The following is a 20,109-nucleotide window of genomic DNA, read 5'->3' as shown; positions in this document are numbered from 1 at the left end:
AGGGTATGACATGATTATAGATGCACATCAACACTTCTGGATGTATGAAGCTGAAAAACATGCATGGATAGATGATGAAATGTCCAGTATACGAAGGAACTTTCTACCGTCGGACTTAAAACCATTATATGAGAAAAATGGTGTTACTGGTTGTATTGCGGTACAAGCGGATCAGACCCTGAAAGAGAATGACTTTTTGTTGGAGCAGGCAAGAAAGCACGATTTTATTAAAGGAATTATAGGGTGGATAGATTTACGTAGTAATGAATTGGAGAATGATTTGGATAATTATGCTCAGTATCCAATAATTAAAGGATATCGCCACGTCGTTCAGGCCGAATCAGACCCATTGTTTCTACTTAGAAATGAATTTTTAAGAGGTATTTCGGAACTTCAAAAAAGAGATTTGGTCTATGAAATTTTGGTGTTTCCGCACCAACTGCCCTCCGTTTTGGAATTTGTAAAACACTTCCCTGATATTACATTTGTCCTTGACCACATGGCTAAACCATACATTAAGGAAGGTTTTTTTGAAGCTTGGGCCTTATTGATGAGAGAAATAGGGCGAATCGAAAATGTAAACTGTAAGGTGTCAGGTTTAATTACGGAAGCCGATTACCAAACTTGGACCGAGCAAGAAATATTACCTTACCTGGGATTGGTATTGGAAGCTTTTGGTCCAAAGCGAATTCTTTATGGTTCGGATTGGCCCGTTTGTTTGATAGCTGGAGAATATAAGGAGGTCCTGGCATTGGCCAAAAATTTCGCCGATAAACTGTCGGCAAATGAGCAACGGGATTTTTTTTATCACAATGCCCAACGAGTTTATAATTTAATAAATTGATGTCGTATGGATTTAAATCTTAAAAATAAAGTTGTTGTAGTAACAGGTTCTGCGGGAATGGAAGGAAGTATAGGCCATGCCATTATTTTTGCGTTGGCCACTGAGGGAGCTATTCCGGTTTTGATAGATAGAAATAAACGAGGGTTCGAATATGCAAAACAACTTCAGAAAATTCATTCGGAGTCCTCTTTTTATCAGACCGATTTAACCGATGCTTCACAAATTGAGGATGCCATAATCAGGATTTCGGAAAAGTATGGTAGGATTGATGCTATAATCAATAACGTAGGGGTCAATGACGGTGCTTCATTGGAAAGTTCCATCGATGATTTTATGGATTCCCTTCGGCTAAATTTGGTCAGTTTTTTCGCGGTTGTAAAGTTTGCACTTCCACTTTTAAAAAAGAGTAAAGGTGCTATTTTGAATATTGGTTCCAAAGTGGCATTGACGGGGCAAGGAGGAACTTCGGGATATGCGGCGGCCAAAGGTGGTGTGTTGGGTCTAACGAGGGAATGGGCCGTTGATCTAATCGGATATGGTATAAGAAGCAATGCACTGATTATAGCAGAATGTTATACTCCGGCTTATGAAACATGGATAGAATCACTGGAAAATGGAGCTGCGAAATTGAATTCCATAAAAAATACGATTCCATTGGAGTCAAGAATGACTACGCCAGAAGAAATCGCGAATACAGCCCTTTTCGTGATTTCGAACAAATCCTCACATACCACGGGTCAATTTGTCTTTGTGGATGGGGGATATGTCCATTTGGACAGGGCGCTGCTTCCTTCAAAATGAAATAACCAACTCAATAACCATGACCAAGAATAATACTGCTCCATTAGTAAAAAAGGCCATTTTAGTTCCCTTTATTTTAATTACCTCACTTTTTGCTCTTTGGGGCTTTGCCAATGATATTACAAATCCAATGGTTTCCGCTTTCAAAAAGGTGCTGGAACTGGATAATTTTCAAGCCTCCCTAGTGCAACTGGCTTTCTATGGCGGGTATTTTACCATGGCACTTCCCGCGGCTATTTTTGTGAACCGGTACTCCTATAAAAAAGGAATTCTAATGGGTTTGGCATTGTATGCCATTGGTGCCCTACTTTTTTATCCCGCTGCCGCCTATGAGGAATTCGGTTTTTTTCTTGCCGCTTTGTATATCTTGACTTTTGGGTTAGCGTTTCTAGAAACCACTGCCAACCCTTACATTTTATCCATGGGGTCTGAGGAGACTGCAACAAGAAGATTGAATTTGGCCCAAGCTTTTAATCCAGTCGGTGCCTTATTGGGACTAGTAGTAGCACAAAAATTCATTTTGGCCGCACTACAATCCGACGATTTGTTGCCCAATGGCGAACCCGTTTATGGCACATTGACCGAAAGTGCCAAAGAATTGGTAAGAACCTCTGATTTATCGGTAATTAGGAATCCATATGTTATTTTGGGTTTGGTGGTCATCGCATTTTTTGTGATCATAGCTGTCATGAAAATGCCACATAATGAAAGGCAAGAAGGAAAAGTAGTCATTGGGGACTCCATCAAAAGACTGTTCAAATCCAAAAAATTTGTTGGAGGAGTGGTGGCACAGGCCTTTTATGTGGGCGCCCAAATTATGTGCTGGACGTATCTTTATCAATATGCGGAATCTTTTGGTATAGATAATGCCACTGCCGTCAATTACGGTATTGCCGCTTTGGTGATCTTTTTATCCGGTAGGTGGGTAGGTACGGCATTGCTTCGTTCCATAAGCCCCGGTAAATTATTGTTCTTCTTTGCTCTGGGTGCGTCGCTATGTACTTTGGTCACCATATTTGTTCCAGGAATAGTCGGACTTTATGCCCTTGTAGGAATCTCTTTTTTCATGTCAATAATGTTTCCAACCATTTATGGAATTGCATTGGAAGGGCAGGGTGATGATTCCAAGTTCGGGGCTGCATTTTTGGTCATGGCAATAGTGGGAGGTGCGTTAATGCCCACATTGCAAGGTCTTATTTTGGATTTGGGCGGAACCGGTTATACCGATGTCAATATATTAGGTGTTCCTGAAGTTAACTTTTCCTTTGTATTGCCATTGGGCTGTTTTGTTTTAGTGGCGCTATATGCACGTAACGTATATGCAAAATATAACCTTTAATCAATGAAAACTGCGAGACGTTTTTGTTATGCCTGCGATTTGGTAAAGGATTCAAATTTAATCGCACAATACAAGGAGTATCACTCAGTGGGCAAAGTTTGGCCAGAAATTACGGAAAGTATAAAAGCGGCGGGTATTGTGGATATGGAAATCTTTTTGGTGGAAAATCGATTGTTCATGATTGTAGAGGTCGACGAGACCTTTAGTCCGGAACGAAAGAAAAAAATGGATGATGAAAACCCCAAAGTTAAAGAATGGGAACAGTTGATGTGGAAGTTTCAGCAAGCACTACCATCTGCTACAAAAGGTGAAAAGTGGGTGGCCACAGAACGGATTTTTAAATTGGATTGACACCCTATTAAATGTATTTTGTAAATAACTAATTTGTTTTTGATTCCACCTAATACTAAATAGTAAAGGCTACATGTCCGAGTCCGAACAAAAACTATTGCATCAATTCAAAAGCCGACTTTAAAAAGTCGGCTTTTGAATTTTAAAACTAAAAAAAGATAGTTAGTCCTATAAAAGCATTATCAATCATCTTTCTTGGAGTTTTCCCATTTCTCTACCATAGGCTTCAAAATATCATCTTCAACTCCATATACTTTTCCTTCTTTGGCAAGTGGCATAAACTCATCAACATATTGTTGGCTTAGAGCTTCCGAGTCACCATATTGCTCTCGAAGTTCATCCAGTTTTTGGTGCAAGTCCTTTTGTATTTCTGCATAGGCAGGATCGTCATAATAATTATGTTGTTCCAAAGGGTCTTTTTTCCTATCGATCAATTCCCAATAATCCAGGTCAAAATAATAGTGTATCAATTTGTAATCCTTGGTGATTGCTGCATAGTGCCTGTTTACGTTATGTTCCGATGGATGCTCATAATAGTGATAATAGACGGCTTCTCGGTCCCAATTATCCAAATCACCCGTTAGCACTGGAATTAAACTCTTTCCCTGCATGTCAGCAGGTTGCGCTACACCGGCCACATCCAAAAATGTTTGTGCAAAATCCAAATTTTGAACAAGTTCATCAGAAACTGCGCCAGCCTTAACTCTATTAGGCCACGAAACCAACAAGGGTGTTTTTAAACTTTCATCGTATACAAATCGCTTGTCGAACCAACCGTGTTCACCTAAATAGAATCCTTGATCTGAAGTATAGACAATAATAGTATTCTCCATCATATTATTGGCTTCCAAATAACCCAAAACCCGACCCACATTTTCATCAACGGATTTAATAGTGCCCAGGTAATCTTGCATATACCTCTGGTAGCGCCATTTGGCAAGATCTTTATCCGTCATATTCGGATATCGCTCTATAAATTCATCGGCAATTACGGTATAGAATTTGTCAAAATTTGCCTTTTGAGTGGAGTCCAGTCTTCCAACCGTCATCTCATATCGAAGCTTGTCGAAACCGATTTGTTCTTCCAAACCCATTTCATCCATCACCTCTGGATACAGTTTACTGTCTGCTGCCCAGCCCATATCGCCATGGATATTCATTTTAGCGACCTTGGCTGCGGGCATCCCTTCATGGTCATCGAATAAGGTAGCTGGTTCTTCAAACGTTTTCTGGGTAAACTCTTGCATATGTCTTTCTGCCATGAGCCACGAACGGTGCGGCGCTTTGTGCAGGTACATAAGCATGAACGGAGCATCCATTTTGCGTTCATTATCGAGCCAGTCCAAAGTCATATCGGTAACAATATCCGTCACATATCCCTTAACATTAATCTCACCTTCATTTTTGGTGATAAAGTCCGGATTGTAATAAGACCCTTGTCCCGGTAATATTTTAAACTGGTCAAAACCTTTCGGGTTGTTGCCAAAATGTAGTTTACCGAACATCGCGGTTTGGTATCCTGCTTTTTGCAACAATTGTGGAAAGGTGACATTGGTGGTGTCGAAAGGGGATACATTATCTACCTTGCCATTTTTATGGGAGTGCTTTCCGGTTAGAATAGTGGCCCTAGAAGGCGCACATATAGAATTGGTGACACTGGCATTGGTAAACAACATACCCATTTTAGCAATTCTATCTATGTTGGGTGTTTCTATCAAGCTATTATCATAGGCGGAAATAGCTTGGTAGGCATGGTCGTCCGACATGATAAACACAATATTGGGCCGCTGGGCTTCCTCTTTGTCTTCGGACTTGCTCTCAGATTTACAACTTATTAAAAGGGTAAGTAGTAAAACAAAGTTTATAGATACTACTAGCCTTTTCATTGAAATATTGGGTTGATAGATTTTCATTATCATTGTTTAATTATGTAACTTCTCTGGGTTGTAAGATAGTCAATATGCTTGGTTTTTACTGTGGTGTGTTGTGTATTTTCACTGTTATTGAAACAATAACTTTTGCTTTCCGAAGTCAACTAGATGTACAAAAATTAATAAGATATGAAGGAGTTTCAATTAAAAACCACTGCCAGAACGTATAGCATTTTAAAAATAGCAGCTAGATATTCTTTGAGTGCTCTAATGCTGTTGTTTTTTCAAGGACATTGTCAAGAACGGAAGCCAAGCTTGGAAAAACCTAATGTAATTATCATTTTCGCCGATGATCTGGGATACGGAGACTTGAGTTCTTATGGTCATCCTACCATTAGGACAACTAATCTTGACCAAATGGCTGCAGAAGGTCAAAAATGGACTAATTTTTATGTGGGAGCCAGTGTTTGTACCCCAAGTAGGGCGGCCTTGTTGACCGGTAGGCTTCCAATAAGGAGCGGTATGGCGAGTTCCATGAACCGAGTTCTTTTTCCGGATTCCCATAATGGTCTGCCACAGTCAGAGTTGACTTTGGCAGAACAGATGAAAAAAGGGGGGTATGCCACGGCAGCGATTGGCAAGTGGCATTTAGGGCACAAAGCCGAATACTTGCCAACAAGTCATGGTTTTGATTCCTATTACGGAATACCCTATAGCAATGATATGGACAACATAACACCGTTCCGATCCGCTGGAGGATATTTTAGCTTTTGGAAATCTGAGGAAAGAAAGGACATTAATACGTTTAATGTTCCCTTAATGAGAGATACGGAAATTATTGAGCGACCTGCCGAACAACATACCATTACCAAACGGTATACCGAAGAAGCTATAAAGTTCATCAATGAAAAGAAGGAAGAACCGTTCTTTCTATACTTTGCCCATAACCTCCCCCATGTTCCTTTGTTTGCTTCAAAGGATTTTGAAGGAACAAGTCCAAGGGGCATTTATGGCGATGTGGTCGAGGAAATTGACCATAGTGTTGGGCAAATCCTTGACGAACTGAAAAAGACGGGGCTCGATAAAAATACAATCGTGGTATTTACTTCTGATAATGGTCCTTGGCTCATTATGAACGAAGAAGGAGGCAGCGCAGGCCTATTGCGAAGTGGAAAGGGCTCTACTTGGGAAGGTGGAATGCGAGAGCCGTGTATTTTTTGGGCTCCAGGTCGCATTGAACCAGGAATAGTTACCGATTTGGGCAGTACTTTGGATTTGTTTACCACGTTTAGCAAAATTGCTGGTGTCGATATCCCGAATGACAGGATTGTGGATGGTGTAGACCTCGCGCCAGTTCTTTTTAATAATAAGACCAGTACGAGAAAGGATATGTTCTATTATCGAGGTGATAAATTATACGCTGTAAGGGTCGGGGATTATAAGGCTCACTTTCTAACCCAAGAACCTTATAGTGGTCCGGAAGTGGAGGAACATAAAACTCCGTTATTGTACAATCTTAGTATTGACCCTTCTGAAAAGTATGATATTTCCGAGGCCAATCCAGAAATTATGGCAAAAATGATGAAAGTGGTAAAGGACCATAACGAGAAAATGGTAAAAGGACCCGATATGCTAAAGGATAGAGGATAATAGTTGTTTGAGTTAATTCGGCCTTGCTTTCTTTTTTAGCTTTAATCTGCTAATTTTTATGTTTAGCATTCCAAATATCGATTTTCAGTTCAATTAGAATCCTAATAAATACAAGTACTATTTCTCCAATGGCATAAAATAGATATTTACTGAACTTATTTTCTGTGAGGAGTCTTTGGCTGATATGTTTAAAGAACTTGATCATTGTAAAGAAGGGTCGGTAGTTGTTTCAACAAGATAGGTAAATATTTAGTTGCTGCTTTTTAAGCCATTGAATAGCGAAAGTTTTGATGTTTATTAGATAGCCTATTAACAATTGTTCCATAGTTGAAATTAGGATTTTCCATATGGGCCTACGAAGGTGACCATCTATTTTGTAATTTTAGAAAAAGTAGGGTAGATGCCAACCACCGAACAATGTAAAAACTGCGAACGAACGTTCGATACAGACTATGAATATTGCCCGTATTGCGGTATGGAAGCTACGGACAACCTTACCGTTGGTGTCCTTTTTAGTAATACCATAGAAAATTACTTTTCCATAGATGCCAGATTCTTTAGGAGCTTTGTTACCCTTATGGTAAAACCGGGTGTACTCGCTCGGCGGTTTGTAGATGGGAAACGACTTAAATACCTGCACCCTGCGCAGTTTTATCTCTTTATATCGGTGGTGTTTTTCTTTGTTTTTTCCTTTAGCGTACGTCAAGCGGATAATGAGGTTTCCGAGGCCATAAAAAAGGGCTTAGAGCAGGAAATAAATATAGATTCTATTGCCGTTAATGTAGATTCGCTGGACATGGCAGAAGCCAAAGTTGCTCTTAAAAAGAATCAAAAAATTGTTGGTATGTCCGATGAAAAATTAATGGAATTGGATTCTGTTATGAGCTCAGATTCTGGGGTGCCAAATATATCACTGGGTTTTAAACGTAAGTTATTGGACTCCCTAATTGCCGTGGGAGCACCTTTAGATCAAAAATTGGAGGCCATGGGAATGGACAAGGATACTAATGCCTTTGGACGAAGGTTTTATGCCCAGATGTTGAAGTTTTATGAAAAACAGGGCGGAGGTATTGTTCAGGTATTATATGATACCATTCCCATTGCAATGTTTCTCCTTTTACCGCTTTTTGCCGTATTCCTAAAAATATTCTACTGGAAACCGGCCACTTTTGCACACCATTTGGTGTTTAGCTTTTATTTCTTCACGTTTATATTCACCTCATTCTGTGTTATGCTTTTAGTAAATAAAGTGTGGGAGATTCCAATTTGGATAGAAGTGTTAATTTGTTTCTCATTTATTCTTTACTTAATAATTGCCTTACGGAATTTTTATAGAAGTTCTTGGTTGGGGGCTTTCTTTAAGGCCAATATCATCTCATTTTTATATATGAGTATCATTGTGCCAGTAGCCGCAATAGGCATTATTATGGTGGCCTTTATGCTGTATTGAACCTATCGGATTCAAGATTTACTTATCTACAGCTTGGTTGGTATGAATCTCTTTAATTAACCGTCATTTGTTTAAGTTCCAAATCAATTTTTTTTAAGGCGTCATATTGCATTTCTTTAATATGTATTGTCCAATTTACTAACGCCTTAACATCAATTTCTAAAATAAAAAATAAGTTTTCATTTTTTAAATTGCCGAATATCTTATCGGTATTTGCAGCAAAATCGCTGTTGTAAATTCCATCATACTCCAACAATGGATAATTTTCAATTAAGATGGGTAGGATATGAGTATTGAATATTTCGTCTTGCGAACTGTAAAGTTCATCATATTTTTTTATTGTTGAATCCCAATATCTGACGATATCTTTTACAGAATCATTTTGGATTAACTCAATTTTTCCCGATGAAATAACTGATTCAATAATATTTTTTATTGGGTCATATTTCCAGTCTGCCTGTAATTCACCGAATAAGATTTTTAAAGAATCTGTGCTTAATTCACTACTTGTTTTAAATTGTGTTTTTAAAGCCTTGGCAGCATTTAGCCTTTTAGTGTGAAAGAGAATGATTGGGTCAATGCGCTTATTATGATTTTCGAATTCCGTTTTCAATCTCAATAAAATTTTATGCGCTTCTTTTTGGTTTTGTCTTTCCTCGTTCCATTCATTGATTTGCAATGCCAACAAAATACCTATAACTACCAATACAATTTCGCCAATGCCATATAAGAGGTATTTACTGAATTTGGTTTCAGAGAGTAGGCGTTGACGGATTTTCCGAAAGAATTTAATCATTGGTTTTTAGGAGATTTATAAATGTTTTTTTCACCTTCCTTTTCTTGGATTATTCAGCTAATAATTGTGAAGAATTTTCCGACTGTTTTTTTATTAGCTCTCCAAACTTTATTAGGTTATAGCAGAGATCATGAACATTGGTTAAAACATTGTGTTGGTGCAGTAAACCTTGTGCTTTGATATTTTTATCGTGTGATACACCAACTATTTTAAAAAATTCCCCTTTTGAACGATCATAATCGATGTACTTATTTCTTTCGTTGATTTCATGCTTTATATCATCTATTGTTTTTTCAATAATGATCTGTAAAAATTTTTGGGAATTAAATAATTCACTTAGTGACCCTTTTTGTTCTTCATTTAATAAGGTAGTATTTCCTGAAGACTGCATATCCGCGAAAGTGTAATTGACGGGTAAGTATCTAAAGAAATCCCATTGTACAATTTTTGAGTTGTCGATGTGCTCCGAAAGTGAATATTCGACCCTATCAAAATTGTCAAAATAGGCATCTATATTTTTTTGCATCGCCTGGCAATTTTTAATTAACTTATCTAGGTTTTTCACATCGGCGGTAATATCAGAAATAAGGTTTTCCGAATATTCTTTCGATTTTAATTTTGATTTCTTTCCTTCATTCCAATTATTTATGGAAAGAGCAATTAGAATTCCAATCACCACAAGCACAATCTCACCAACAGCATAGAGCAGGTATTTGCTGAACTTATTTTCAGTGAGTAGACGTTTTCTGATTTTTCTAAAGAATTTTATCATTGGATTACATTTAAAACACCGTCTATATTCTAGATATAATTTTTAATTGATATGGAATATTTTATTATCGTATTTTAAGTTCATCGTCAATTAATTGGATTACATTTTTAATTTCCTGTATGGTCCAATTGGAAACTTCCTTCCTCTCTAAATTTTGTTTTTTATTCCATTTGACAAATTCAATAAATTTTTGATTTTCACATAAAGCATAATAATCTATAGGAGTAGCGTTTTTCTCCCATTCTATATCTATGAAATTGTCAAAAAAAAATTCATTGAATTTTTCTGCCTTTTTCACATCAATATTATTGCGAGTAAATGCTGAGAATCTGTAGTTTATGACGTATAATTTCTGGTACTTTTCTCTCAAAGAATCATTCCTAATAATGCCAAACCCTATACTTTTCAAATTGTCATAAGCTGATGTATTGGGCATATGTAATCTATAAGAAGATAGATTGCCGAAATGTATATCCAAGGAATCGCTATAGGGTAATTTATTCACAAGGTGTTCAATTATTATATCACTAGAATTTATGGCGTTTTTAATTGCATAATTTTCATTTTCATATACTAAATCTTCTGTAAGCGTTTTTTTTATTTGTCTTAAGATACCCAACTCAACTTCTCTTTCTTTACTTTCTTCATTCCAATTATTTACTTGAAGTGCTAGTAAAATACCAATCATCACTAGCGCAATCTCCCCAATAGCATAGAGCAGATATTTACTGAACTTGTTTTCAGAAAGTAGTTTTTGACGGATATGGCGGAAGAATTTAATCATGGCTCATGAAGTTCTCTATTGATCATTTGTATTAATTTTTCTATTTCTACATTGGTTAAATCCCGTAATCTCATTTGCTCAGTGTTTTCCCTTCTCGTCGTCAATAGCATTTCATGAAATTCATTGTTTTTGGTTAGGGCTTGATAATCAATTGGTGTAGCATTCTTTTGCCAGATAAAATTGCGGAAATGTTTTTTGTAAAATTCTTTAAATACTATGGCGTTATTGTACGCCAATTCATTTCTCTGAAATTCTATAAGACTATAATTGAAAGCAAATAAATTTTGATAGTTTTCGCGTAAAGTATCGTTGGAGATAATATCAAAACCTATGCTCTTCAAATTTTCATAAGCAGTGGTATTGGGCATGTAGCGCGTATAAGCCGGTATCCATCCAAAATAGTAATCCAAACTATCAGTATAGGGTTTGGCCTGTTCTAAATGTTCCAAGATAACATTATTGGCTTTTAAAGCATTTTCAATTACTTGTTTTGGATAATACTGTTGTAGATTGGATTCCAAATTTCGTTTCATATGAAGTAAAATCTCTCTTTCCTTTGCTTTTATTTTATTGCCTTCATTCCAATTGTTAATAGAAAGCGCAATTAGGATTCCGATAACGACTAAAATAATCTCCCCAATAGCATAGAGCAGGTATTTACTGAACTTATTTTCAGTGAGCAGCTTTTGACGGATTCGTCTAAAGAATTTTATCATTGATTAGCGGTTTTTCGTATTGCAGTACATCGGAAGTCTGTCCTAAAACCACCTATGGTTCTTAAATGTACGGTTTTCTGTTGTACCAAGGTTATGCGTAAGAGTTTGATATTAGGTGTTTTAAAATGAAAAAGTCAAAAATATATCGCCAAGGAGACCTGTACGTCCGTATAATTCGCAATAATTATACTTTTAACCTTAATTTGTTTTCTACTTTAGAGTCTTGTATAGAACTACAAAGGGTTTTTAATTGTTGCTATATATTTCGTTCAAGGTGTTGTCTTTTTTAAAATATCAGATTAAAGATGATTTGGTGTAGTGTCCAAATTGTTAGAATGAAAATATAGGGGCGATAATTTTTTTTATTCTTTTTATCTAAAAAAATTAAACTTATTAATATGACGTAGATTAATCCGTATTGTATGTTTTGGGATACACCTGGTGATAGTTCTAAAATATTTGGACCAATGCGACCAAGTGTTGGCCCCAAAAAAACAGTCGCGGTTCCTATAATGTACCGCATATGTTTTGCGGTATTCCTCTTATTAAACATAGCCAATGCATAAAATAGAATCAACAGCACGCTATCGGCTAATGGAAAGAACAAAAACAGGGGTGCATCTGAATTTATGATTCGAATTATTTGGGGAACAAAAGACAAAATCAGAAGCGGAAAGACTACATAGGATAGTTTTCCAAGTTTTCTATGTAATTGGTGTTTTTTGTTCGCAATGAGAAGAGGTTGAACTATGAGCAGGAGTATCCAAATAGAGGAGATTAGTGCATGGAGGTGAATGAACGTGGTTATGTTCTCTTCAAAATTTGGAAATTGAACAAAATACGATTTATAAAACCCCAAGAATATCAATGGGATCATGAGCAAAAAGAAGTAGCCTAATTTTTTATATGCTTTTTCCATAGTTTAAGTTATTATTGTTTAATCATGATAGTTTTGTAAAAGCCCATGTGGGTTGGTCTTAATAGATTATATTATCCAATATTCTATACAGGTTACGCTCCATCCTATCAAATTTATTATCCGTAAAGAAAACCGCATGAACCTCTTTTCGAAAGGCTATAAGTTCCATATGGGAGAAATAGTGCAAGTGCACATTTTGTTGGATTTTTTCAAGACTTTCGTCCTCAGAATCGTTTCCGAACTCCTTTTGCATCTTTTTAAAGGTTTCCTTGTCCGTTTTCGATTTTATTAAATCCAGTTCTTCATCGGTTACATTGGAATCTGCATTTGCACATAGCAATAGAATATAAATTTGCAGTTCTTTTTTGGACCATTTGTTTTTACTTGTTTCCATAGTAGTTTTTTTGTTGAACACCGTATTTTCTGTATTGCCAATGGCTTTTAATGAAATTGTATCCTTATTTATTTGAGTAGTATATTGTTGTTAAGGCTGATTATCCTGGCACTTGTACCACTTTTATATTGTGATATGCTTCTCAGAGCAATGATTGCTGTATGGATGAGCTATTTCAGCTTTAAGTAATTGGAGTCATGAAATCTAAAGCAATTCATTAAATAAAAACCCAGGTCACCCTGGGTTTTATTAGCACCGGTTAATTAAGATAATAAGCTAATTCAAAATCGTATTATTGCCGGGTCGCTGACATTACCTTGGCACTTGGCCCACTGAGATCTTTTCTTAGTGTCCATATTTCAGTTCGGTCACCATCGGTAGTAGCCTCTACATCTGCCATGAATTGTTGAAGACTTCCAGTCCCATGAACGGATTCGAAATCCTGTGCAAAAGTATCTTCTTCGCCCAACCAAGAAGAATTATTAAAGAAGTCTACCCAAGCGAAATCCATACCGTCCATATTATTCATTTCATTGGAGTAGATTCCATAAATCTGATCAGGCCTTTTTTCCAAATACATTTTAACCACCTTTTTTAGCACTTTTTCCATAAATTCCTGTTCTTTAAATCGCTTTACATCTATCATAAAGACCGATACTTTATTGATTTCAAAGTCTTTAGAGAAGTTGGAGAGTTCAGGATGCATTTTCATATAATTTACCTCAACGTCCGGGGTCATGTATTTAGTTATGTTTTTATCATTGTCATCTGTATGTTCTTGGCTCGATGGTCTTGCATCCATTGCACTCCAAGGTAATGGCCCCATAACCAACATATATTTACCGGCATTTTTACCATTAAGAATGTTATAGACCCTGGCGCCGTAGGGTCCATCTGCATGGAATTTTTTATTATGGGCGGCAATACCGGCTTCGAATTCCTTGATGTTTTCAGAATTCACGGTAAGCATCACATTTTCAATAATCAAAGATTCATTTGTTTGCGCTACGGCCAATAAGGGTAATAGCAATAGGGTACACATTAATTTTTTCATTGTTTTTATATTTAATTGGTTATTGTTCTATAATTTTCTGTAGGTAATAAATATGTAGTCCTACTTTAGATCCTGTTCTCAGGGAACCATTTCATTACCTGTAATTCATAATTGGTAGAGACTACTACCAAAAGAAATTTATCTTCTTTGTTAATTCTATTTATTTAAAGCTTCATCGAGCTGTTTTGTGTCTACATACTGCTGAAAAGCAATGACCTTACCATCACTCAACGTCCATAAATGGGCCGCCTGGGCATCAATTGTGGCTCCATTTCCTTTTAGCTTGCCGTTGTATCGGAGGGTGGCTAATACTTTGTCGTCGGCCATTTCATGCAATTTGATATTTTCGAGTGTGAAGGATTCATAGTCTTCCCCAATCCTCGAGAATACTCCTTCTAATACAGCATCGGGACCTTTATAAGGGTTTCTATCCGCATAGGCATTTCCTTCGGCTTCCATCCATACCACATTGGGATCTAAGGAAGCGAGTACTGCCGGAACATCTCCTTGTGAAAAAGATTGATACATATTGTTGACAATCGCCCTGTTTTCTTCTGGTAAAAGGTTGTTCATAGCTTCAATTTCCTGTAATGCCAAAACCATAGGGGCATTGTCCCAGTTTCCGCTGGTACGAACTATTTTCCCATCCTTGAACTGTGCGGTTAAATGAATGGGAATCTTTATTTTCTTGTTGTTGGCTTTAAGCGTTCCTTCCCAGTCCCCCCAAAAGTTGACCCATGTATCGCCTTTATCGGTCACGACCATTTCATATTCCTGTTCTTTTTCCAAAAAACCGCGTGCCGATAGGTTGTTTAGGCTTTCTTTATGGTAGTCTACCATTTCAGAAAGCGTAAGACCAATGTCCGAGCTGTTATTGTAGGTCTTTGCCGTATCGGCATAATGGACTAGCATGGCATCCCAATCTTGGTCATTATAGCTTTTAATGACTGATTTGAAGGTGTCAATCTCAGGTGAATTCTGGGTGTAGCGCTGTTCTTGCTTGCAAGCAACAAGCGATAAGATTGTGATTGCCAAAACGAATGTTTTTTTCATGATTTAGTTTTTAGATGATTCTTAATTAGGTTTGTTTATATTAAAAACAGGCAGTTTAAGATTGAAAACACATATGACAATAACCCAAGATACCAACCGTTATTCTTGATGCATTTTCAAAATTTCCTCGAATACTCCACCTGCCTGTTTTATTTTTTAATTCATTATAGGTTCGTTTAAAGTGTATCCGAGTTGTTGTAGGAGCTCCAGCTCGTTGAAGTAAGCATCTTCTTCCAATATTTTACCATTCTCGTTGAATTTGAATGTGGAATGGCCACTAACATGTACCTTTTTCCCAGTGGCAGTTACTTCTTTAAATGTTCCTGTATGGGTACCTGTAAAAGTCCAGTTGACGGACAATCTATTGTCCTGGAAAATTTGGTCTTCTACAACTATTCTTGTATTGGGGAAACCTGTGAAATAAATGTTCATTTGGGCCGCAACTTCTTGTTGATTGGTTGCCACAACAGAACCGTTCATTTTCCGGGTAAATTTTTCTACAGCAATTATTTTTAGGCTATCCATATTTTGGTTGTTCCAGACCGAATGAACGTAGCTGTCAAACGATGCGGTATATCTCAATTTAGTTTCATTCGCATTTTTAACCTGTTGCTTTGTATCCGTACCACAGTAGACCATCAAAAGAAGCAAAAGAATTGGGCCAAGGACGGTGGTTTTCATGAAAATCATATTTATACTAGTTTCTTTATTGTTTCAATGAGAACATGGTTGTCATATAGGAACACGTTAAAAAAGTCAATTTTAACTCGTTGTTGAAATCAATGAGGACGAACACATGTTTTTCTTGTCCGAAGCATCATTATTACTTATCGAGTAGCTATTGTAGATAAAATTTGTACCTTCCAAGGGCAACCGCCCCTTTCTTTAAAACCAATACACAGTATGCGCAGTTATTTTAAGGCCATCTGTATTTGTTTCCTTTCCTTTTTGGATTGCGGTATTGCCCTTGCCCAGATTGTTGACTTTGACCGCGAAAAACCTTACAAAAAGGTCTTTGTGGAAACAGACAATTTTGGCGCTTCCTATTTGGATGTTCTAGAGGAATCCTATACCAAGGCAAATCAAGACGCTTTAAAATTCTCCATGCTTAATGATTTGGCCTATTACTGGCATACGCGCAATTTGGTCAAGGCAAAAGATTTTGCCGATATGGGACTACAACTTACAACTGAAAGTAAAAATGCACTATGGGAAGGCCGGTTTCAAATTACAAAAGGAGCCATTCTATTGCGAATGGAAAAACTGGATAGTGCCGAATTTGTCCTTGAAAGCGCAAGGTCTAAAGTACTAAAGAAAGACCTACCCCTACTTAATACGCAGTTGGGTTATGTTTATGAAAGACGTGGTCAATTGGATATAGCAGCTGATTTTGCCATGGAAACCCTTGAATTGGGTAGAAAACTTAATGATAATTGGGCCATTGCTATGGCCTATAGTGACTTGAGTAATCTGTTTTGGAAACAATCAAAATTCAAGGCTGGTCTAGAATATGGCCTTAGGTCCCTGGAGACCTTTGAGGAAAGAGGTATCAATGACCTCGATTATGATTTTACCTTGTTTGTAGTTGGCAATAATTATTTGGGATTGAAGGAATATGATAAGGCCATGGACTATTTTCAGCATGCCATTGTTATTGGAGAACGTTATGGCTTTTATAATAATTTGAGCGACATCTATATGTTGCAACTAGAGCTCTATGCCTACCAAAATGATTTTGAAAAGGCCACAGAGGCTGGGGAGAACGCCCTAAAATATGCTGAATTATTGAGCAATAATTATATGGTCATGCGCAGTTGGCTTTCCATGGGAAAACTTCAGAACATGGAAGGGAAGTATGATTTAGCCGTGGAAAGCCTAAAAAAGTGCATTGCGGTGGCCACTATCGATTTTGGCGACACCTTCCATCTCAGCCAAGCCTATGGTGAGCTAGGTAAGGCATTTGCCGGGAATCATCAGTACCAAGAGGCTTATCAGGCTTTTTCGGAATATGATAGTTATAAAAGTGCAGTGTTCACTGAACAGGCCGATCAGCATATCTCATTACTAGAAACAGAATTCAAGGTTGCCGAAAAGGAAAGTATGATCGTGGAACAGCAGAGCCAATTAAAAAAACAAAAAACCATTCAGACACTGACGTATATTCTATTTTTCCTTTTGGTACTCTACCTTATACTTTTGTATAAAGCTGTTAGTAGCAATGCTAAGAAAAATAGGTTGTTACAAAAGCAAAACAATGAGAAAGAATTTTTATTGAAAGAGATTCATCATCGCGTCAAGAACAATCTTGAAATTGTCTCTAGTCTTTTATCGCTTCAAGCTGCACAAATGTACGATCCTAATATTGCAGAAGCTATGCAAAAAAGTCAGCAAAGGGTACAGAGCATGAGCATGATTCATCAAAAACTCTATCAAGGAAAGAGTTTGGAGGCAGTAGAAATGAAAGATTATTTTATCAATTTAGGCAATTATATTATCGACTCATTCGGAGCCAAAGAAAGAATTTCTGTGGTTTGTCTTATGGATGAACTTGAATTGGATATAGATTTTGCGATTCCAATAGGGTTAATAGTCAATGAATTATTAACGAATTCGATGAAGTACGCTTTTCCCAAGGACGGAATCGGAGAAATAATAATAACCTTAAGAAAAGTTGATTCTTCGCTACATCTTAAAGTGGCGGATAATGGTATAGGTAGGTTAACTGATGTTGGAAATGAAGACCTAGGTTTTGGAACCCAACTCATAGAATTATTGACGAAGCAGTTAGATGGAAAAATGAATTTGAAGGTACAAAATGGAACTGCGGTCTCTTTTGAATTCCAACTGAAAAAAGCGGCCTAGATGGAAAAGAAAACTCGAATATTGATAGTTGAGGATGATATGATTATAGGAGCCAATTTATCCTTACAATTATCCACCTTGGGCTATGAAGTAACAGGAATTGAATCTAGGGGCGAGGAGGCAATAATGCATACCAATGCAAACTCTCCGGACATCATTTTAATGGACATTAACCTGAAAGGAAAACTTAATGGTATAGAGACCGTTGCTTTAATACAGGAAAATCATAATATTCCCATCATTTATTTAACGGCCAATAGCGATGAGGTTACTTTTACCAGAGCCCGGAAAACCCACCCATTTGCTTTTGTTTCGAAACCCTTTAATAGATTGGATTTACAAAGAACTATTGCTCTGGCAGTGGAGCAACTTGAGGAAAGGGAGGGGTATCAAAAACCTTTGAATGAAATCCAGTTTATGGAGGACCGTATTTTTATTCGGTGTAATGGCAAGATGAGTAAATTGCTTTTGAACGATATCCTCTATATAGAGGCGGACCGTAACTATTGTACATTGGTTACTGAAAAGTGCAAACACGTTCTTGCCAGTACCTTAAAAACAATGGAAGAAGAACTTCCTTTGTCAAGCTTTATCCGAGTCCATAGATCTTATGTAATCAATATTTCAAAGGTGGATGTAGTGACGGACCATCATTTAGAAATTGGCCGCAAGGTAATTCCACTGAGTAAATCCCATAAGGAATTTTTAATGTCCCGTATACATACAATTTGATCCGGTATTTGATAATTTAAAGCGTTACCTCGGACACAAATAGCACTCGTTCGTCCTGTTTTAAAATCTTTATTTTACAAAATAGGTTACTCTTAGCTGAGGTCTGGAAGAACTAGATCCAATTCAACCAATAAATTAAAGAACATGAAAAAAGTAATGCTAATTGTGGTATTGATGTTATTCTGCGGAATGGCCAATGCACAAGAAAAATTGTATCTAGTTTTTGAATTCATGAAAGTAGATAATGAGCAGGAAACCGCATATTCAGAAGTAGAGGAATTCTGGCAAAAAATCCAAGAGCAGCGTGTAAAAGGAGGAGATATTCTTGGATGGGATTTATGGGCACTTAGTCCAGGAGGGGAAATGCAAGATTTTCAGTATGTTACGGTTTCACTATATAGTGATCCCGTAAAGATGATGGATGGTAGTAGTTGGTCCAATTTAATGGACCGCGCAAAAGCAGCCTATCCTAATATGTCAGGGTCCGATTTGATGAATAAGTTAAATAGTTCTGCCAAAACCAGGGATTTGGCGGTAAGAATTTATGCAGAGGAAATTCTAACCACTACAGGGACTTCAGCTGCAGAAATGGTTTTAGGGACAATAGCGGAAATTGATATGATGAAAGTGGACTTAATGAGTTATGGCACTTATGAAAAGGCTGAGGCAGAAGTGTTTCAACCCCTACATCAAAAATCCGTAGATGCGGGTGATAAGAATAGCTGGGGACTAATTAGGTTTATCAATCCAATAGGAAGTGATACTTATGCTTCCCATATGACAGTGAGCATGTTCAAGGATTATAAGCAAGCCCTTAACCAAAATATTAACTATGAAGAGGGGGCAACGCCCGCCAATACCAAATTGATGCAAGAGGGTATTGCAGCTAGAGATATGAAATACGTGTATATGGCCGAATTAATTAGAATGGCGCGATAATTCATTGCTAAAGAATATAATGGTAGTGTCCATTGCAATTATCTACTTAACATACCTACGGTTGTTGAAGCTGTAGGTATTCGACTTTCTATTCTTTATTTCCCCCTTTTTTCTTTTGTATTACCATATGGGAATATGGATTTTCTGTTACCCTACTTTTAGATTATACCAAAATATTCACTAATGTCAAGGAGCTGAAAATCAAATATCTTGAGATAATGAACGTTAAGTAATTTAGATATGATTTGGCAATCAAAAACAAAATCAAGTCAATATTTTCATACTTTTGTATTTAAATGAAGCAATTGTCTCGAAAAATAATATCCATTTCCATGGCATTTTTGGTGCTGTTCACCACGACATCGTTCTCGGTGGGCATGCATTATTGTGGTGATCATCTTATGGATTTTAGTTTGTCGGGCAATGTCGAAAGCTGTATGATGCAGTCGGAAATGACGCAATCCTCCAGTAATTGCTCAGTGACGGAAATGAAAATGGATTGCTGTTCCGATGTAGAACTATCTGTTATGGGTCAGGACGATTTACAAGCTTCCTTCGACCGGTTATCTTTTGATCAACAGTTTTTTGTCGTCTCTTTTGTATATACTTATGCTGATTTATTTGAGAGCAGGCATAAAGTAAATTTAGGCTTCAAGGATTACTCACCACCCCCCTTGATTCGGGATATTCAAATTCTGGATCAGACCTTTTTACTTTGATTTTTAGACATTAATACTCTACCTGGTAGCCAATGGTTTCTGGGCACGTTTTGTTATGCGTTT

19 protein-coding genes are annotated in these 20,109 nt (G+C 37.1%); 10 read left to right on the top strand and 9 right to left on the bottom strand.

From position 1 onward, the window contains the following. Positions 1–10 precede the first annotated feature (10 nt). From PP182_RS01940 to PP182_RS01925, 4 genes are read left to right on the top strand one after another with little or no spacing between them, the layout of a single operon-like run. Positions 11–844: an amidohydrolase family protein gene (locus PP182_RS01940; RefSeq protein WP_272649642.1), complete on the top strand. Its 834-nt coding sequence runs from the start codon at positions 11–13 to the stop codon at positions 842–844. Between the two features lie 6 nt (positions 845–850). Continuing rightward, complete coding sequence (locus PP182_RS01935) at positions 851–1,645, top strand: SDR family oxidoreductase (RefSeq protein ID WP_272649641.1); 795 nt, start codon at positions 851–853, stop codon at positions 1,643–1,645. A gap of 19 nt (positions 1,646–1,664) precedes the next feature. Next, positions 1,665–2,984 carry an L-fucose:H+ symporter permease gene (gene fucP, locus PP182_RS01930; protein ID WP_272649640.1) on the top strand — a complete coding sequence of 440 codons (1,320 nt, stop codon included), beginning with the start codon at positions 1,665–1,667 and terminating at the stop codon, positions 2,982–2,984. A gap of 3 nt (positions 2,985–2,987) precedes the next feature. Beyond that, the gene (locus PP182_RS01925; protein WP_272649639.1) at positions 2,988–3,335 is read left to right on the top strand and encodes an L-rhamnose mutarotase; all 348 of its coding nucleotides are present in this window, start codon (positions 2,988–2,990) and stop codon (positions 3,333–3,335) included. A gap of 182 nt (positions 3,336–3,517) precedes the next feature. Here PP182_RS01925 and PP182_RS01920 read toward each other — a convergent pair whose 3' ends face one another. Then, the gene (locus tag PP182_RS01920; RefSeq protein ID WP_272649638.1) at positions 3,518–5,221 is read right to left on the bottom strand and encodes a sulfatase family protein; all 1,704 of its coding nucleotides are present in this window, start codon (positions 5,219–5,221) and stop codon (positions 3,518–3,520) included. A 174-nt stretch (positions 5,222–5,395) separates the two neighbouring features. Here PP182_RS01920 and PP182_RS01915 point away from each other — a divergent pair, with 174 nt between their 5' ends. Together PP182_RS01915 and PP182_RS01910 are read left to right on the top strand one after the other, a co-directional pair. Then, positions 5,396–6,856, top strand: a complete 1,461-nt coding sequence (locus PP182_RS01915) for a sulfatase family protein (RefSeq protein ID WP_272649637.1) — start codon at positions 5,396–5,398, stop codon at positions 6,854–6,856. A gap of 400 nt (positions 6,857–7,256) precedes the next feature. Next, the gene (locus tag PP182_RS01910; protein WP_272649636.1) at positions 7,257–8,306 is read left to right on the top strand and encodes a DUF3667 domain-containing protein; all 1,050 of its coding nucleotides are present in this window, start codon (positions 7,257–7,259) and stop codon (positions 8,304–8,306) included. 52 nt (positions 8,307–8,358) lie between these two features. Here PP182_RS01910 and PP182_RS01905 read toward each other — a convergent pair whose 3' ends face one another. The 8 genes from PP182_RS01905 to PP182_RS01870 form a co-directional block, all read right to left on the bottom strand. Then, positions 8,359–9,102, bottom strand: a complete 744-nt coding sequence (locus PP182_RS01905) for a DUF6090 family protein (protein WP_272649635.1) — start codon at positions 9,100–9,102, stop codon at positions 8,359–8,361. 49 nt (positions 9,103–9,151) lie between these two features. Further along, entirely contained in the window at positions 9,152–9,874 is a 723-nt protein-coding gene (locus tag PP182_RS01900) for a DUF6090 family protein (protein ID WP_272649634.1), read from the bottom strand. Between the two features lie 64 nt (positions 9,875–9,938). Next, the gene (locus PP182_RS01895) at positions 9,939–10,658 is read right to left on the bottom strand and encodes a DUF6090 family protein (RefSeq protein WP_272649633.1); all 720 of its coding nucleotides are present in this window, start codon (positions 10,656–10,658) and stop codon (positions 9,939–9,941) included. Then, entirely contained in the window at positions 10,655–11,374 is a 720-nt protein-coding gene (locus PP182_RS01890) for a DUF6090 family protein (protein WP_272649632.1), read from the bottom strand. The genes PP182_RS01895 and PP182_RS01890 overlap by 4 nt, the downstream gene beginning before the upstream one ends. A gap of 977 nt (positions 11,375–12,351) precedes the next feature. Further along, the gene (locus PP182_RS01885) at positions 12,352–12,687 is read right to left on the bottom strand and encodes a hypothetical protein (protein WP_272649631.1); all 336 of its coding nucleotides are present in this window, start codon (positions 12,685–12,687) and stop codon (positions 12,352–12,354) included. Positions 12,688–12,979: 292 nt separating this feature from the next. Beyond that, positions 12,980–13,741 carry a hypothetical protein gene (locus tag PP182_RS01880; RefSeq protein WP_272649630.1) on the bottom strand — a complete coding sequence of 254 codons (762 nt, stop codon included), beginning with the start codon at positions 13,739–13,741 and terminating at the stop codon, positions 12,980–12,982. Positions 13,742–13,897: 156 nt separating this feature from the next. Further along, positions 13,898–14,794, bottom strand: coding sequence for a nuclear transport factor 2 family protein (locus PP182_RS01875; RefSeq protein WP_272649629.1), 897 nt, complete (start codon positions 14,792–14,794; stop codon positions 13,898–13,900). Positions 14,795–14,950: 156 nt separating this feature from the next. Beyond that, the gene (locus PP182_RS01870; protein WP_272649628.1) at positions 14,951–15,475 is read right to left on the bottom strand and encodes an ester cyclase; all 525 of its coding nucleotides are present in this window, start codon (positions 15,473–15,475) and stop codon (positions 14,951–14,953) included. A gap of 222 nt (positions 15,476–15,697) precedes the next feature. Between PP182_RS01870 and PP182_RS01865 the strand changes: the two genes are divergently transcribed. From PP182_RS01865 to PP182_RS01850, 4 genes are all read left to right on the top strand, one after another. Then, positions 15,698–17,656, top strand: coding sequence for a tetratricopeptide repeat-containing sensor histidine kinase (locus PP182_RS01865; protein ID WP_272649627.1), 1,959 nt, complete (start codon positions 15,698–15,700; stop codon positions 17,654–17,656). After that, the gene (locus PP182_RS01860) at positions 17,657–18,388 is read left to right on the top strand and encodes a LytR/AlgR family response regulator transcription factor (protein WP_272649626.1); all 732 of its coding nucleotides are present in this window, start codon (positions 17,657–17,659) and stop codon (positions 18,386–18,388) included. Positions 18,389–18,532: 144 nt separating this feature from the next. Next, a complete protein-coding gene (locus tag PP182_RS01855) occupies positions 18,533–19,327 on the top strand; it encodes a hypothetical protein (RefSeq protein ID WP_272649625.1) in 795 nt (264 codons plus the stop codon). A 296-nt stretch (positions 19,328–19,623) separates the two neighbouring features. Beyond that, positions 19,624–20,046, top strand: coding sequence for an HYC_CC_PP family protein (locus PP182_RS01850; RefSeq protein WP_272649624.1), 423 nt, complete (start codon positions 19,624–19,626; stop codon positions 20,044–20,046). The last annotated feature ends 63 nt before the right edge of the window (positions 20,047–20,109 follow it).

Source organism: Maribacter sp. PR1, assembly GCF_028464145.1.
Lineage (GTDB): Bacteria > Bacteroidota > Bacteroidia > Flavobacteriales > Flavobacteriaceae > Maribacter.
Note: the sequence above shows the minus strand (reverse complement) of the source record. Positions and strands in the feature narration are given on the sequence as shown.

Coding starts and splice junctions, on each gene's coding strand:
- PP182_RS01870 (WP_272649628.1), bottom strand. CDS start 15,475: ATGAAAACCACCGTCCTTGGCCCAATTCTTTTGCTTCTTTTGATGGTC.
- PP182_RS01890 (WP_272649632.1), bottom strand. CDS start 11,374: ATGATAAAATTCTTTAGACGAATCCGTCAAAAGCTGCTCACTGAAAAT.
- PP182_RS01920 (WP_272649638.1), bottom strand. CDS start 5,221: ATGAAAAGGCTAGTAGTATCTATAAACTTTGTTTTACTACTTACCCTT.
- PP182_RS01875 (WP_272649629.1), bottom strand. CDS start 14,794: ATGAAAAAAACATTCGTTTTGGCAATCACAATCTTATCGCTTGTTGCT.
- PP182_RS01885 (WP_272649631.1), bottom strand. CDS start 12,687: ATGGAAACAAGTAAAAACAAATGGTCCAAAAAAGAACTGCAAATTTAT.
- PP182_RS01925 (WP_272649639.1), top strand. CDS start 2,988: ATGAAAACTGCGAGACGTTTTTGTTATGCCTGCGATTTGGTAAAGGAT.
- PP182_RS01855 (WP_272649625.1), top strand. CDS start 18,533: ATGAAAAAAGTAATGCTAATTGTGGTATTGATGTTATTCTGCGGAATG.
- PP182_RS01935 (WP_272649641.1), top strand. CDS start 851: ATGGATTTAAATCTTAAAAATAAAGTTGTTGTAGTAACAGGTTCTGCG.
- PP182_RS01910 (WP_272649636.1), top strand. CDS start 7,257: ATGCCAACCACCGAACAATGTAAAAACTGCGAACGAACGTTCGATACA.
- PP182_RS01850 (WP_272649624.1), top strand. CDS start 19,624: ATGAAGCAATTGTCTCGAAAAATAATATCCATTTCCATGGCATTTTTG.
- PP182_RS01865 (WP_272649627.1), top strand. CDS start 15,698: ATGCGCAGTTATTTTAAGGCCATCTGTATTTGTTTCCTTTCCTTTTTG.
- PP182_RS01895 (WP_272649633.1), bottom strand. CDS start 10,658: ATGATTAAATTCTTCCGCCATATCCGTCAAAAACTACTTTCTGAAAAC.
- PP182_RS01915 (WP_272649637.1), top strand. CDS start 5,396: ATGAAGGAGTTTCAATTAAAAACCACTGCCAGAACGTATAGCATTTTA.
- PP182_RS01880 (WP_272649630.1), bottom strand. CDS start 13,741: ATGAAAAAATTAATGTGTACCCTATTGCTATTACCCTTATTGGCCGTA.
- PP182_RS01940 (WP_272649642.1), top strand. CDS start 11: ATGATTATAGATGCACATCAACACTTCTGGATGTATGAAGCTGAAAAA.
- fucP (WP_272649640.1), top strand. CDS start 1,665: ATGACCAAGAATAATACTGCTCCATTAGTAAAAAAGGCCATTTTAGTT.
- PP182_RS01860 (WP_272649626.1), top strand. CDS start 17,657: ATGGAAAAGAAAACTCGAATATTGATAGTTGAGGATGATATGATTATA.
- PP182_RS01900 (WP_272649634.1), bottom strand. CDS start 9,874: ATGATAAAATTCTTTAGAAAAATCAGAAAACGTCTACTCACTGAAAAT.
- PP182_RS01905 (WP_272649635.1), bottom strand. CDS start 9,102: ATGATTAAATTCTTTCGGAAAATCCGTCAACGCCTACTCTCTGAAACC.